Annotated in this window: 14 protein-coding genes; 8 read left to right on the forward strand and 6 right to left on the reverse strand. The window is 64.4% G+C overall.

Going from position 1 to position 12,950, the window contains the following annotated elements; genetic code table 11:
• Nucleotides 1–29 precede the first annotated feature (29 nt).
• A complete protein-coding gene (locus AC5Y5E_RS12810; RefSeq protein ID WP_499903379.1) occupies nucleotides 30–884 on the reverse strand; it encodes a TatD family hydrolase in 855 nt (284 codons plus the stop codon).
• 18 nt (nucleotides 885–902) lie between these two features.
• Between AC5Y5E_RS12810 and metG the strand changes: the two genes are divergently transcribed.
• Together metG and AC5Y5E_RS12820 are read left to right on the forward strand one after the other, a co-directional pair.
• Complete coding sequence (gene metG / locus AC5Y5E_RS12815; protein ID WP_499903380.1) at nucleotides 903–2,459, forward strand: methionine--tRNA ligase; 1,557 nt, start codon at nucleotides 903–905, stop codon at nucleotides 2,457–2,459.
• Nucleotides 2,460–2,587: 128 nt separating this feature from the next.
• Nucleotides 2,588–2,950: a PAS domain S-box protein gene (locus AC5Y5E_RS12820; protein ID WP_499903907.1), complete on the forward strand. Its 363-nt coding sequence runs from the start codon at nucleotides 2,588–2,590 to the stop codon at nucleotides 2,948–2,950.
• Nucleotides 2,951–3,020: 70 nt separating this feature from the next.
• Here AC5Y5E_RS12820 and AC5Y5E_RS12825 read toward each other — a convergent pair whose 3' ends face one another.
• The 3 genes from AC5Y5E_RS12825 to AC5Y5E_RS12835 all read right to left on the reverse strand — a co-directional run bounded on the left by AC5Y5E_RS12825 (nucleotide 3,021) and on the right by AC5Y5E_RS12835 (nucleotide 5,647).
• The gene (locus tag AC5Y5E_RS12825; RefSeq protein ID WP_499903381.1) at nucleotides 3,021–3,884 is read right to left on the reverse strand and encodes a class I SAM-dependent methyltransferase; all 864 of its coding nucleotides are present in this window, start codon (nucleotides 3,882–3,884) and stop codon (nucleotides 3,021–3,023) included.
• Nucleotides 3,838–4,656: a class I SAM-dependent methyltransferase gene (locus AC5Y5E_RS12830; protein ID WP_499903382.1), complete on the reverse strand. Its 819-nt coding sequence runs from the start codon at nucleotides 4,654–4,656 to the stop codon at nucleotides 3,838–3,840. The genes AC5Y5E_RS12825 and AC5Y5E_RS12830 overlap by 47 nt, the downstream gene beginning before the upstream one ends.
• A gap of 100 nt (nucleotides 4,657–4,756) precedes the next feature.
• On the reverse strand, nucleotides 4,757–5,647 hold the full coding sequence (locus AC5Y5E_RS12835) for a WecB/TagA/CpsF family glycosyltransferase (protein WP_499903383.1): 891 nt from the start codon (nucleotides 5,645–5,647) through the stop codon (nucleotides 4,757–4,759).
• Between the two features lie 282 nt (nucleotides 5,648–5,929).
• Between AC5Y5E_RS12835 and AC5Y5E_RS12840 the strand changes: the two genes are divergently transcribed.
• The gene (locus AC5Y5E_RS12840; protein ID WP_499903384.1) at nucleotides 5,930–6,460 is read left to right on the forward strand and encodes a serine acetyltransferase; all 531 of its coding nucleotides are present in this window, start codon (nucleotides 5,930–5,932) and stop codon (nucleotides 6,458–6,460) included.
• Here the strand turns inward: AC5Y5E_RS12840 and AC5Y5E_RS12845 are convergent.
• Complete coding sequence (locus tag AC5Y5E_RS12845; RefSeq protein ID WP_499903385.1) at nucleotides 6,457–7,185, reverse strand: TetR family transcriptional regulator; 729 nt, start codon at nucleotides 7,183–7,185, stop codon at nucleotides 6,457–6,459. The two genes, AC5Y5E_RS12840 and AC5Y5E_RS12845, sit on opposite strands and share 4 nt — an antisense overlap.
• A 131-nt stretch (nucleotides 7,186–7,316) precedes the next feature.
• Nucleotides 7,317–7,994 (reverse strand): TetR family transcriptional regulator, encoded by a 678-nt coding sequence (locus AC5Y5E_RS12850; protein WP_499903386.1) that lies wholly within the window; start codon nucleotides 7,992–7,994, stop codon nucleotides 7,317–7,319.
• A gap of 483 nt (nucleotides 7,995–8,477) precedes the next feature.
• On the opposite strand from AC5Y5E_RS12850, the gene AC5Y5E_RS12855 reads away from it, so the two are divergent.
• The 5 genes from AC5Y5E_RS12855 (at nucleotide 8,478) to rfbC (ending at nucleotide 12,940) form a co-directional block, all read left to right on the forward strand.
• Entirely contained in the window at nucleotides 8,478–9,710 is a 1,233-nt protein-coding gene (locus AC5Y5E_RS12855; protein WP_499903387.1) for a PPE family protein, read from the forward strand.
• A gap of 115 nt (nucleotides 9,711–9,825) precedes the next feature.
• Nucleotides 9,826–10,656: a glycosyltransferase family protein gene (locus tag AC5Y5E_RS12860; RefSeq protein ID WP_499903388.1), complete on the forward strand. Its 831-nt coding sequence runs from the start codon at nucleotides 9,826–9,828 to the stop codon at nucleotides 10,654–10,656.
• Nucleotides 10,653–11,315, forward strand: a complete 663-nt coding sequence (locus tag AC5Y5E_RS12865) for a PIG-L deacetylase family protein (protein ID WP_499903389.1) — start codon at nucleotides 10,653–10,655, stop codon at nucleotides 11,313–11,315. Before AC5Y5E_RS12860 ends, AC5Y5E_RS12865 begins: the two co-directional genes overlap by 4 nt.
• Nucleotides 11,316–11,339: 24 nt before the next feature.
• Nucleotides 11,340–12,386, forward strand: coding sequence for an NAD-dependent epimerase/dehydratase family protein (locus AC5Y5E_RS12870; RefSeq protein WP_499903390.1), 1,047 nt, complete (start codon nucleotides 11,340–11,342; stop codon nucleotides 12,384–12,386).
• Nucleotides 12,383–12,940 (forward strand): dTDP-4-dehydrorhamnose 3,5-epimerase, encoded by a 558-nt coding sequence (gene rfbC, locus AC5Y5E_RS12875; protein ID WP_499903391.1) that lies wholly within the window; start codon nucleotides 12,383–12,385, stop codon nucleotides 12,938–12,940. The genes AC5Y5E_RS12870 and rfbC overlap by 4 nt, the downstream gene beginning before the upstream one ends.
• The last annotated feature ends 10 nt before the right edge of the window (nucleotides 12,941–12,950 follow it).

Here is a 12,950-nt window from a genome sequence, read left to right on the forward strand (position 1 = left end):
GTGTTAACGAATTCACCGGTCCCCCGCAGCTACTCCGGAGCCAGTCCGTAGACCCGCCGGGCATTGCTGGTCGTGACCTGCGCCACATCCTCGGGGCGACGATCCAGCAGTTCAGCGATCGCCCGCACAGTATAAGGAAGGCAATACGGCTCGTTCGCTGCGCCCCGATAGGGGTGCGGGGTCAGAAAGGGTGCGTCGGTTTCCACGAGAAGTTGCTCCGGCGGGATCAGCGCGACGGCCTCGCGCAGGGCGTGCGCGTTGCGGAAGCTGACCGTCCCAGCCAGGCTCAGCAACCACCCGGCGTCAACGCAGCGGCGGGCCATCGCACTGTCCGACGAAAAGCAGTGAAAGATCACGGCGTCGGGCGCGCCCTCGGCCGCCAGCACGTCGAGCACCTCGGCGTCGGCCTCGCGGTTGTGGATCATCAGCGGTTTCCCGCACCGCTTGGCCAGGTCGATGTGCCACGCGAAGGCCTCCCGCTGCGCGGACGGCTCGGCGCAGCCGTCCAGGCGGCCCGGCCAGTACAGGTCCATCCCGGTCTCCCCCACCGCGACCACCCGCGGGTGGGCGGCGAGCCGCTCGATCTCCGCGCGGGCCGCGTCGTCCAGCGCGTTCGCGCGCGTCGGGTGCAACGCCACGGCGGCGTAGACGCGCGGGTCCCATTCGGCCGCGCGCGTCACCCAGCGCGCCGAGTCGAGGTCGTCGGCGATGGTGACCACCGCGCCGACCCCGACCGCCGCGGCGCGGTCAAGGATGGCCCGCACGCCCTCGGCGTCGTCGGCGCCGCACGCGTCGAGGTGGGTGTGGGCGTCGATCAGGGGTGCCAGCGGCTCGGGCGCGGGCGGCGCTTCTCGTTTACCGGAGCGATTGGAGCTCACCGCCACACAATAGGGTGAGTCTCGATGAGGCCCTACTACGTCACCACCGCGATCACGTACCCCAACGCCGCGCCGCATCTGGGGCACGCGTACGAGTACATCGCCACCGACGCCATCGCGCGGTTCAGGCGGCTGGACGGGTACGACGTGCGCTTCCTGACCGGAACCGACGAGCACGGGCTCAAGGTGGCCCAGGCCGCCGCCGCCGAGGGGCTGCCCACGGCCGAACTGGCCCGGCGCAACTCGGATGTGTTCCAGCGCCTGCAGGAGAGGCTGAACATCTCCTTCGACCGGTTCATCCGGACCACCGACGCCGACCACCACGAGGCCTCCAAGGAGATCTGGCGGCGGATGGCCGCCGCGGGCGACATCTACCTGGACACCTACGAGGGCTGGTATTCGGTGCGCGACGAGCGGTTCTTCGTCGAATCGGAGACCGAAGTCGTGGACGGGACCAGGATCGCCGTCGAGACCGGGACCCCGGTGACCTGGACCGAGGAGCGGACCTACTTCTTCCGGCTGTCGGCGTACGCCGACAAGCTGCTGGCTCACTACGAGGCGAACCCCGACTTCATCGCCCCCGAGGTGCGGCGCAACGAGGTGGTCAGCTTCGTCTCCGGCGGGCTGCGCGACCTGTCGATCTCGCGGACCTCGTTCGACTGGGGGGTGAAGGTCCCCGATCACCCCGACCACGTCATGTACGTCTGGGTCGACGCGCTGACCAACTACCTGACCGGCGTGGGTTTCCCGGATACCGGCTCGGAGTTGTTCCGCCACTACTGGCCCGCCGATCTGCACATGATCGGCAAGGACATCATCAGGTTCCACACCGTCTACTGGCCGGCGTTCTTGATGTCGGCGGGAATCGAGTTGCCCCGCAGGGTTTTCGCGCACGGGTTTCTGCTCAACCGCGGCGAGAAGATGAGCAAGTCCGTCGGCAACATCGTCGACCCGGTGGCGTTGGTCGACACGTTCGGACTCGACCAGGTGCGCTACTTCCTGCTGCGCGAGGTGCCGTTCGGACAGGACGGCAGCTTCAGCGAGGAGGGGATCATCACCCGGATCAACGCCGACCTGGCCAACGAGCTCGGCAACCTCGCCCAGCGCTCGCTGTCGATGGTGGCCAAGAACCTGGACGGGGTGGTGCCCGAGCCGGGTGAGTTCACCGCGGCGGACACCGAGCTGCTGGCGACGGCGGACGGCTTGCTCGAGCGCGTGCGCGCCAGTTTCGACGGGCAGGCGATGCACCTGGCCCTCGAGGCGACCTGGCTGATGCTCGGGGACGCGAACAAATACTTTTCGGCGCAGGAGCCGTGGGTGCTGCGCAAGAGCGAGTCCGAGGCGGATCAGGCCCGGTTCCGCACCGTCCTCTACGTCACCTGCGAGGCGGTTCGCATCGCGGCGCTGCTAGTCCAGCCCGTCATGCCCGAGTCGGCCGGCAAGCTGCTGGACCTGCTCGGCCAGGGCCCGGACCAGCGGGATTTCACCGCCATCGGCACGCGGCTGGTCCCGGGGACGGCGCTGCCGCCGCCGACGGGGGTGTTCCCCCGCTACCAGCCCCCGCCTTCGCCGGAAGACTGAGCTCGCCGCGGTGCCGTTGGGCCGGGATCGTGACACCCTGGGGAATATCGTCCGAACGACCGGTAGTCATAGGACATAATCGGCCTGTGGAGCAAGAGCGACGACGGAACCCGCAATCGAGCGAGCCGCTGACTACGTTGCAGCAGTTGCCCGCGCTGGTCGTCCTGGAGCGGATTCCGGTGCCGGTGCTCGCGATCGGGAATGACGGCGGCATCTTGTTCACCAACACCGCGTTCGCCGAAATGCTGGGATTCGAGCCCGACGAAGTCTTGTCGCTGCGGTTCCAAGACATATTCCACGGTGCTCCGGAGTCGGAATCCTTGCTGTCGGTGGTTCATGCCCTGGCGAACATGGTGGTCAAATTGGCGCATAAGGACGGCTCGATGGTGCGCGCGCTGATGAGCAAGTCCGCGCTGCTGCGAGCCGACGATCAGTTCGTGCTTGCGGCCTTCCAGGATCTGACCGAGCAATTGTGGGAAGACGAGCACTGAGCCACGCTTCGGCCTCTCGAATTTCCAACTGCCCCTGTAGATTTCGAGTGCACCGCGGTCGCCGCGTGCCCTATTTCGTCAGGCGACGATAGACCGCCCTGGCCGCGCGGTTCTTCCGAAGTAACTGACGCGGGGTCGGAGGCGTCCGGAACAGCAGCGCCACCTTGTGGCCGTCATAAGTCGAATGCTCTAGGCCGATGCGCACCATGCTGTCACATTTACGTTCGATGGCACGCAGGAAAATCTCTACGTTATCGGGCTGAGTAAAAAACACTTTATTAAATCCGATCGCGAAAGGCGCCAGCCCTGCGCTCTCTTTCAGGTAGCGCAGCGTACCCACCGACACGCCCGGCCACCTCTCGTTGAAGACATCGTCCGCTATGACAACGCCGCCACGCGTCAAACTCGCCTCGGCCAAGTTCATGTCGGAAAATACGATTTCCTCAGTATGTCCGCCATCAACACTAAACAGTCGAACCGACGAACCGATGAGCCCTCGGACGGTCGCGCTATCCAACGTCGTGGAATCGGCTTGGTGAACGATCAGCCCGTGGGTCGAACCCCATCGGTTGGCATTTTCAAGAAACTTACCGCGATCGCCTTGCCCGGATCCGTCGACGTTCAAATGCTGGTCACCGAACACATCAATGGCAAGCGAACGCTCTCCTTCGCAGAGAAGCAATTGCAATCCGATGAAGAACTTTCCGTGGTGAACACCGATCTCGGCTACACCGCCTGAAATGCCGTTTTGGCGCTGCACCGAGTCGAGAACCTGAACGATGTCTAAAACCTCGCGTTCTAGCCATCCATCAACGAACCTGTGGCCCACCGCGCGGTATTTGCCGAAACCCGGTGTCATCTGTCTCGATTTTGCCATGTCGACCCAATCACCGTCCGCCTGTTGTCTCTGGTAAACATTGAGAAATGGAGTCACTGCCCCCACGGTTAGGCTCGAACGGGGAGGCGCCGAAGACAGCGTAGATACTCACCGTGGTGAATCGGTCGAGTCGACGCAAGCGCTTGCGGATCTTCTCGAGCAGGGGCAGGAGCCGCTTATCACCGCGGTTGTAGGAGACATCAATAAGCCGAAGGCCGCTGTCATTGAACGCGGCCCTGAACTTGTCAGGAGTATTGCCATTGAGACCGATATCCAGTAGCGAGCCCACGGGATGGCCGTTGTGGCGCGCCGCGGCAGCAAGCACCACACGCCTCGGCAAAACGGCGTGCGCCCAGGGCACTTTCAGCCCGGTGCGACCGTGGTCGCCAAAAGGGCTGTAGTAAAGCGGACTGAAGCCGGCATAGATCACGCCATGCGGCCGGATCAACCGCTCGCCGAGCGCTTTCAGCAGCGACGCGACGTCGGCGACGTGCTCGAAGGTGTCTTTGGAAACGATCACGTCGAACGGCTGGTCCACCGGAAGCGAAGTCGCTTCCACCGCTTGAAACGTCACGCGGTCAAGCAAATGAGGAAACCGCTGCGCCAAGTTGCGGTTGGCGAATGCGATACGGCCCTCGTCGAGATCGACGCCCACCACCTCGGCCCCATGTTGAGCGAACTCAACCGACATGGCGCCGTGGCCACAACCGACCTCGAGAACACGCTTGCCGGCCCAATCCATCGGCGCGCCGAACCGCCGCCAAAACTCTTTGTTCGACGCGTCCTGTTCTTGGAAGTACGCCCGGGCGTACTCCTCGGTTTCAGTCAATGCGAGACCTTCCGATAATGACGTGTTCCGATACTTGTGCTCTTGTGGCAGCACCTGACTAGCCGACTACCGTCTTTGTTCGCGAAAACGCATGAGGCAATCAAATCGCCAGAGCCTTTCCAACCTGCGCAGGCATATAGGTCTTGCGTATGTCTTGTATGCGCATAATGAACAAAAGGTTCCCTATCACGTACCTTTTAGCCAATCGCCTCGGCTCGTTCACTAAGCGAAAGACCCACTCTAGGTGAAGTTGACGCATCCATTGCGGCGCCCTTTTAACTTTGCCGGCGATGAAATCAACGACGGCGCCCCCGTTAATAAGTATCGGGTTATAACTCGCATTCTCCTTCAGGTACAAGGAAACGAGTTCCTGTTTGGGCATGCCCATTGCTAGTACGACAACCCGCGGTCTGTACTGCTCGACGACCGATAGGTATGACGCCGCATCCTTGAACCCGTCTGCGCAAAAAACGACATTGTGACCCGCTTGCTTGAGTTCTTCAGCCGCCTTGGACAGGTAAGGCTCCCGGGTCCCAAGGATGCCAACCGTCTCCCCTCGTGCTTTGTCGAGAAATTGCGGTATCAGGTCGGTCCCGTTCATGTTCAGGCCCGGGTCGCCTTTCAACGCTTTAACGAGCAGCTGCATGCCTATGCCGTCGCGAAAGACGACGTCGGACCGCAGCACCGCGTCGGCGAATTCATTGTTTCGGTAGCACACGTTGAGGCCATGTGCGTTGAGAAAAGAAATAATCTGCGGCGATTCCGAAGCGAGGCACTTTGCGATCAGCGCGTCCGCCTGGTCGCGGTTCTTGATGGGGGTGATGCTGTTGATCACCTTGTTGATCAGTCTGGGATCCGCCTTGCCCGTCGGCACTTCGTTCGGTGCCTGGCGGAGCCCTGCGCCAGCGCACGCCGCGAAGAACCGCTTGTCAGCGCTCCCGCCGGACCGGTCCTCCGGACCCTTCGCGCTAGGCAGACTAATGGTAGGCACGAACGAGAGAGTACATGCATAAAGTATGGATCGAAAGCTATATCAGACTATGAGTTAGCGCACTTGTGGTGTCTACGTGCGAGCCGTCGGCAGTTGCGACGGCACTCACAGAGCGGTGCCGTCCTGATTGAGCGGCCTTCACGCCATACGGCGCGCCAGGGCATCGCGGCCGATGAAGCAAAATGCCTTAAAGACCCCTGTGAACTATACGTATGGTTCTACCGCATTCTAAGTACCTGGAGTATCGTTACCGCAATGATCAGGACTCGGGAGGACCTGAGAATGTATCTGGCGGCCGACTTGAAGGCCCACGGCCTAGAGCGCTGGAAGTTCCGCTACCAGCTCTTGGAACGGCCCGCCTACTTCCAGCGGATGCTGCGAAAATCTGAGTACTGGACCAACACCGCCCACACGCCTTTGGGTCATGCCATCGCATTCTGGTTGAGACTGCGGACGAAGCTCCTCGGCGAGCGGCTCGGACTCTACGTCCCGCGGAACGTGTGTGGTCCCGGCCTTCGCCTGGCACATCCGGGCGGGCTGTGGATCCACCACAAGGCGCGCATAGGTGCCAACTGCAATATTCATCACGGGGTGTCCATCGGGGAAAACCGAGGACAAGTCCCCGTAATCGGTGACGACGTCTGGATTTATCCCATGGCTATGGTGCTCGGTGATGTCCACGTGGGCGATCGCGCCTCCATAATGGCCGGCACCGTCGTGACCAAGCCGGTGCCCGACGACGCGGTGGTGGCCGGCGCCCCCGCCCGGATCATTACGGTGGATTCCCGAAGTACCACAGTCGCCAACGCCTAGCCCACCTGCGGGACGGCGACCGCGTCGCCGGGGGACGATCCGGCCGGCGGTCCATGTCTCAGCGCCTCGCGCGAAAGAAATTCACGGAAGTAAGGCAGCGACGCCTCCGTGACGACGCCCGGCAGCAAAAGTTCCCAGAATTGATTCGTGTGGGGGGCGAGACCGCCCTCGACCGCCGCGCTCGCATCGCGCCCCGCCAAGCCCTTGGCCGCAATCGCGTTGTACAGCAAGCGCGTTCCGAACATCGCGCCGACGATCGACTCACTGACCACGACCGGGTCGAGATCTTGCCGCACGTCGCCTTCGGCGGCCGCCCGCTGGGCCTGAGCCGCCATCAGCTCAACCATGTTGGCGCAGAAGCGCATCGCCGCCTCGTTGAATCCGGTCAAGGCGGCCGTCAACTGCTCGGCGGCGCGGGCCGTCTTGTCGGTGCTGAGCATGTTGGCGATCGTGAAGGTGCCGTGAATCATGTTCTCGAGCGCCGGCGACGACGACCCGCACACGTTGCGGAAGGCGACAAGTATTGTCTCCGAACCCTCTTCGATGATGGCCGACGCCAGCGATTCCTTCGAATCGAAGTGGTGGTAGAGCGCCCCCTTGGTCATTCCGGTCCGCTCGATGATCGTGTTCCACCCGGCCGCGGCGTAGCCGACGTCGCCAAAGACATCTATCGCTGCATCGAGGATCTTTCGCCGGGTGGCTTCCGATCGAACCTGGCGCGCCATCCCTCTACACCCCCGGAGTTCCGTCGATGTCCCTGGGCGCGGGTCTCGACCCCTTCACCAACCGTCCGGCCGGAGGGGTAAGCGTAACAGCCGCCCACACGCGGTCCCGATCGTGCGACCTGCACATGGTGCTAATCAGAATCCGCGCCCGTCGAGGCGGAGGTGATCGCGAGTGCGGCACGGCGCCTGAGGAATTGGCGGAAGTAATCGATGCGGCCCGCCTGCAAGATTCCGGTCAACATGAGGAGCCAGCACTTCTCGAGGTGGTTCAGGAACTGCTCCGGTTCCTCCAGATTGCTGGTTTGCCGCAGCCCCATGTGCAGCGAGACGATCAGGCGCCCCACGTCCTGCGGGTCGCACTGCCCGTCGATGTCGCCCTCGGCGATGGCCTGCTCGACGACTCCCGCCAGCGCCTTCGCCCATTCCTCCAAAAGCTTCTTCTGCAGCCCTTCCGACCGGCCGACCGACTCGAGCAGATTCAGCCCCGCCCTGACCCCGTCCGTCTTGATATCCCCGACGGCGATCAGGTACGAGAAGTCGATAAGGGTCTCCAAGCCGGAAAGTCCGCGAGTGAGCAGTTCTTCCACCGCGACGTTTCCCGAGGCCGTCTGCCTCTCGATGATCGCCACGGCCAGCGCGTGCTTGGAACGGAAGTGAAAATACATCGCCCCCTTCGTCAGCTCCGCTTCCGCGAGGATGTCGTCCAGGCCGACGTCGTGGTAGGCCCGTCGGGCGAACTGATGCGACGCGGCCCGCAAAATCTGACGCCGCGTCGCGTCCGCGCGTCCGTCGGTCGAATGGGCTGTCATCGGAACCGAGGACTCAGGTGTCCAGCGCGGGTCGACCGCGCTGCTGCGTGAGCAAGGCGGGTGATCATTCCGGACCCTGCGCGGCGGCCCGGATCGATCGCTTCCACGTTCTCGATGCCTTCCTCGAGTAGGGCACACACCTCGGTTTCCAGGGCCAGCACTCACCGGCGTGTCTCGGGCGGCATATGGGCCGTCTTTGAGGTTAGCAGTCACGGGTCGTCCAGAAGCATTCAACGCAGCGGGTCGCGTTAACTAACTCACAAATACTTTCGGTTCGCGATTATGGTGCACTTCGAACTAAAAGTATGTAGAATCGTCATCTATGTGGTCCACAGTTTCTTTGCCTGGTCAGCGCGCTTTCCGCGGGCCGCGGGCGCACTCTGCGCTTCGACCGCCGCGCCAACCGCTGCGCCGGGCGACTCGTACGGACCCCGAACGGCATGTGTCGTTCGTCACGTCGCCGACTGGCGGGGATCTTTCGAAATGATCGATTTTGGCGCCCTTCCGCCAGAGATCAACTCCGCGAGGATGTACGCCGGTCCGGGCCCGGGTTCGCTGACGGCGGCCGCGGTGGCCTGGGACGACCTGGCCACCGAGCTGCATTCCGCCGCGGCCGCTTATCGGTCGATCATCTCCGGGTTGACCGTCGGGCGGTGGCTGGGTCCCTCGTCGTTGAGCATGGCGTCTGCGTTCGGACCGTACGTCGCGTGGACGGCCGGGGCCGCCGCGCGGTCCGCGGAGGCGGCCGGTCAGGCCAGGCTTGCCGCGGAAGTCTATGACGCGGCCTGGGCCGCGACCGTGCCACCGCAGGCGGTCATCGCCAACCGGATCCAGCTCGCGACGCTGATCGCCACCAACTTCTTCGGTCAGAACTTGCCGGCCATCGCGGCCAACGAGGCCCAATACGGCGAAATGTGGGCTCAAGACGCCGTGGCGATGTACGAATACGCCGCCAACTCGGCGCTGGCCGCGGAGCTGACACCGTTCACGTCTGCGCCCGAGGTCGCCGACCCCTCCGGGGTCGCAGCGCAGTCAACCGCAGTAGCCCAAACCGCTGGTTCCGCGACGCAGCAGTTCTCACTGACCAGCTTGATGTCCGCGATGTCCTCGATGCTGCAGAGCCTGGCTTCGCCTGCTTCGGCGAGCGCCGCCGCGACGGAAACGCCCTGGGGGACGCTGCTGGGCGGGGCGACGTCCGGGACGGGCGGGCTCTCGCTGTCGAGCTTCATGAGCAACTTCGAGAGCAACCTGCCCTCCCTCCTCCCCGGCTATCTGATGGTGGCCGTCACCCCGCTGTACGGGCTGTCCAGCGCGCTGGGAATGGCCCAGACCCTGCAGGGGATGGCGGCCACCGCGGCCCAGGGTGTAGCCGATGTGGCCGGGGAAGCGGCCGCGGAGGCAGCCGGCGCGGCCGCCGGCGCCGCTGACGCGCTTGGTGCAGGCGTAGCGGGCACCATGGGCCAAGCGGCGGCACTTGGGCCGCTTTCAATCCCGGCGAGCTGGACCAGCGTCATCCCGACCGCACACCTGACCAGTGCCGGCGCGGTGTTGCCCAACGTCGGCGGTCCCGGCGGCCTCGGTGCCGTGCCGCCCAGCATGCTGGGCGGTCTGCCAAGCGCGGCCGCCGGACGCCAAGCCCCGGGTCCGCGGTACGGGCAGATACCGACCGTGATGGCACAACCGCCGTCCGGGGGCTACGGGGCGGCGATCGTATGACCGCCGCGAGGCCGCCCGCGGGGGCCGGAGCCGGTCAAAGTCCGGAAATACCAGAAGTATCTTTTTTGGCCGCTGGGCGGACATTCGGTCTCGCCTCGTCGAAAGGATGGGTGTCATGAAAGTCGTGCTCTTCTGCGGCGGTTACGGCATGCGGATGCGGACCGCCGAAGGCGACCAGGTTCCCAAGCCGCTCCAGATGGTCGGGCCCCGACCGCTGCTGTGGCACGTGATGCGCTACTACGCCCATTACGGCCATAAGGAGTTCATCCTGTGCCTGGGCTACGGCCAGGCGATGGTCAAGGACTTCTTCCTCAACTACCGCGAGATGGAGTCCAACGACTTCGTCATGCGCGCCGGCCAGATCGAGTTGCTCGATTCCGACATGTCCGACTGGAGCATCACGTTCGTCGACACCGGGCTGGAGTCGCCGATCGGCGAGCGGCTCCGTCGGGTGCGCAAGTACATCGGGGACGACGAGTACTTCCTGGCCAACTACGCCGACGTGCTGACCGACGCGCCGCTCGACACCATGATCGACCGGCTGAAGACGAGTGGCGCCGCCGCCTCCATGCTGATCGTGCCGCCCCAGTCGTCCTTCCACTGCGTCGACGTCAGCGCCGATGGCGACATCAAGGAGATCGCACCGATCGCCAAGTTCCCGATCTGGGTCAACGGGGGCTACTTCGTGTTGACCCCGGAGGTCTTCGACCTCATTCCCGAGAACGGCGACCTGGTCGGCGACGCCTGCATGGCGCTCGCCGGAACCGGCAGGCTCCTCGGCTACCAACACGAGGGCTTCTGGAAGCCGGCCGACACGTTCAAAGAACGCGCGGAACTTGACGCGGACTACAACGCGGGAAGCCGGCCGTGGATGGTGTGGGAGCAACCGCACCAAGCCGCCGCCGTACCACCGTCGATTGGACGCCACGCGAGACTTTCGGCATGAACCGGCTGAACACCGGCGCCATCAACTCGATCGCCGTCATCGGGGCGCACTGCGACGACATCGTCATCGGTGCCGGCGCAACGCTGTTGCAGATCGCCCACCACAATCCGGGTGTCGTCGTGCACGCCCTGGTGCTCACCGGCGCCGGCACCGAGCGCGAGGTCGAGGAAAAGAACGCCTTCGCGGCGCTGTTCCCCCAGTCGGAGGTCCGGCTGACGGTGGCCGACCTGCCCGACGGCCGGCTGCCGGACAACTGGGGGGCGGTGAAGGGCTACCTCTCCGAGTTCCGGCGCGACTGCCAGCCCGACCTGGTGATCGGACCGCACCGCCACGACTACCACCAGGATCATCGCTTGGTCGCCGAACTCATCCCGACCGAGTTTCGTGGGCACCTGGTGCTGGGCTACGAGATTCTCAAATGGGAGTCTGACTTGCCGAATCCCACTCTGTATGTGGGCGTTTCGAGCGAGTTGGCCCACAAGAAGGCGGAGCTGCTCGCGCAGTCCTACCCGTCGCAGGCGGGCCGGGACTGGTTCGACGACGAGGCGTTCCTCGGCCTGATGCGAGTCCGGGGCGTCCAGTGCCGGGCGCGCTACGCCGAAGCCTTCGTGAGCGAGAAGGCGGTCATGAGCCCCTTCGCCGCTCATTCACTCAACTGATTTTTCGACAGGAGCGACGACACCATGCGAGTGCTGATCACCGGCACGGAGGGCTATCTGGGTTGCCTCCTCGCGCCGCTGCTTATTGACGACGGCCACGACGTCGTCGGTTTGGATACCGGCTACTACCGCGCCGGCTGGCTGTGCCCCGGACCGCTCGCCGGGAGCGCCCACGGGGTGGCACCGCTCACCCTCATCAAGGACATTCGCGACGTGACCGTCGCCGACCTGCGCGGGTTCGACGCGATCGTGCACATGGCGGAACTGAGCAACGACCCGATCGGCGACCTGATCGGCGACGTGACATTCGAGATAAACCACCGCGGCAGTGTGCATTTGGCCGAGTGCGCCAAGCGCGCCGGCGTCGGCCGATTCGTGTACATGTCGTCGTGCAGCGTGTACGGGATTGCCGACGGGACGGTCGACGAGACCAGCCCCATCAACCCGCTGACTCCCTACGCCAAATGCAAGGCACTGGTCGAACGCGACCTCACCGCGATGGCCGACGACGACTTCTCGCCGGCATTCCTGCGTAACGCCACGGCATTCGGCGCCTCGCCCAGGATGCGCTTCGACATCGTGCTGAACAACCTGGCGGGGTACGCCTGGACCGAGCACCGCATCGCGATGACCAGCGACGGCACCCCGTGGCGCCCGCTGGTACACGCCCTCGACATCGCGCAGGCCATCCGGTGCGCGCTACGCGCCGACCGGCAGACCGTGCACAAGCTGGTGGTCAACGTCGGCAGCGACGAAAACAACCGCACGGTACGTGAAATCGCGCAGACCGTCAGCGCGGAGTTCCCGGGCTGCGAACTCACCTTCAGTCCGCCCAATGCCGACAACCGCAGCTACCGAGTGGCGTTCGGCAAGATACGCGAGGTCTTCCCCGACTTCCGCGCCGCGTGGGACGTCGCGGCCGGGGCGGCGCAACTGCACCGCGTCTTCCAGGCCGTCGCAATGGATCCCGAGACATTCCACGGCCGCGGGCACACCCGCCTCAAGCAAATCGAATACCTGCTCAAGACCGGGCAGGTCGACCAGCGACTGTTCTGGAAGGAGACTCAGTGAAGTACACGCCCACGAGTGTCGCCGGGGTGACGATCATCGACATCGAACCCCATCGCGACCATCGCGGCTTCTTCTCTCGGTCCTTCTGCGCAGACGAATTCCTGACCTACGGCCTGATCTCCGAAGTGGCACAAACGAGCCTCTGCTTCAACTACACCCGCGGGACGGTGCGCGGCCTGCACCGGCAGGCGCCGCCGCACGCCGAGGCAAAACTGGTGCGCTGCGTGCGCGGCGCGATTGCCGACGTCGCCGTCGACGTCCGACCCGAATCGCAAACCTACGGCAAGCACGTGATGGTGGAGCTGAGCGCGGAGAACCGCAGGGCGCTGTTTCTGCCGCCGTATGTCGCCCACGGCTTCCAGACCCTCGTCGACGACACCGAGGTCCTCTACCAGGTCAGCGGCCCGTACGTGCCCGAGAGCGAAGAGGGATTCCGCTGGGACGAAACCGAATTCGCCATCAAGTGGCCGCTGCCGGTCACCGTCATGTCGGAGAAGGACGCCAGCTGGCCCGTTATGGAGGAGACATCGCCCGCCGAGAGCGAGGCGTCATGAGGTCGTACCG

The sequence above is a fragment of the Mycobacterium sp. NGS54 genome (genome assembly GCF_059812465.1).

Coding starts and splice junctions, on each gene's coding strand:
- metG (WP_499903380.1), top strand. CDS start 903: ATGAGGCCCTACTACGTCACCACCGCGATCACGTACCCCAACGCCGCG.
- AC5Y5E_RS12840 (WP_499903384.1), top strand. CDS start 5,930: ATGTATCTGGCGGCCGACTTGAAGGCCCACGGCCTAGAGCGCTGGAAG.
- AC5Y5E_RS12845 (WP_499903385.1), bottom strand. CDS start 7,185: ATGGCGCGCCAGGTTCGATCGGAAGCCACCCGGCGAAAGATCCTCGAT.
- AC5Y5E_RS12850 (WP_499903386.1), bottom strand. CDS start 7,994: ATGACAGCCCATTCGACCGACGGACGCGCGGACGCGACGCGGCGTCAG.
- AC5Y5E_RS12855 (WP_499903387.1), top strand. CDS start 8,478: ATGATCGATTTTGGCGCCCTTCCGCCAGAGATCAACTCCGCGAGGATG.
- AC5Y5E_RS12860 (WP_499903388.1), top strand. CDS start 9,826: ATGAAAGTCGTGCTCTTCTGCGGCGGTTACGGCATGCGGATGCGGACC.
- AC5Y5E_RS12865 (WP_499903389.1), top strand. CDS start 10,653: ATGAACCGGCTGAACACCGGCGCCATCAACTCGATCGCCGTCATCGGG.
- AC5Y5E_RS12870 (WP_499903390.1), top strand. CDS start 11,340: ATGCGAGTGCTGATCACCGGCACGGAGGGCTATCTGGGTTGCCTCCTC.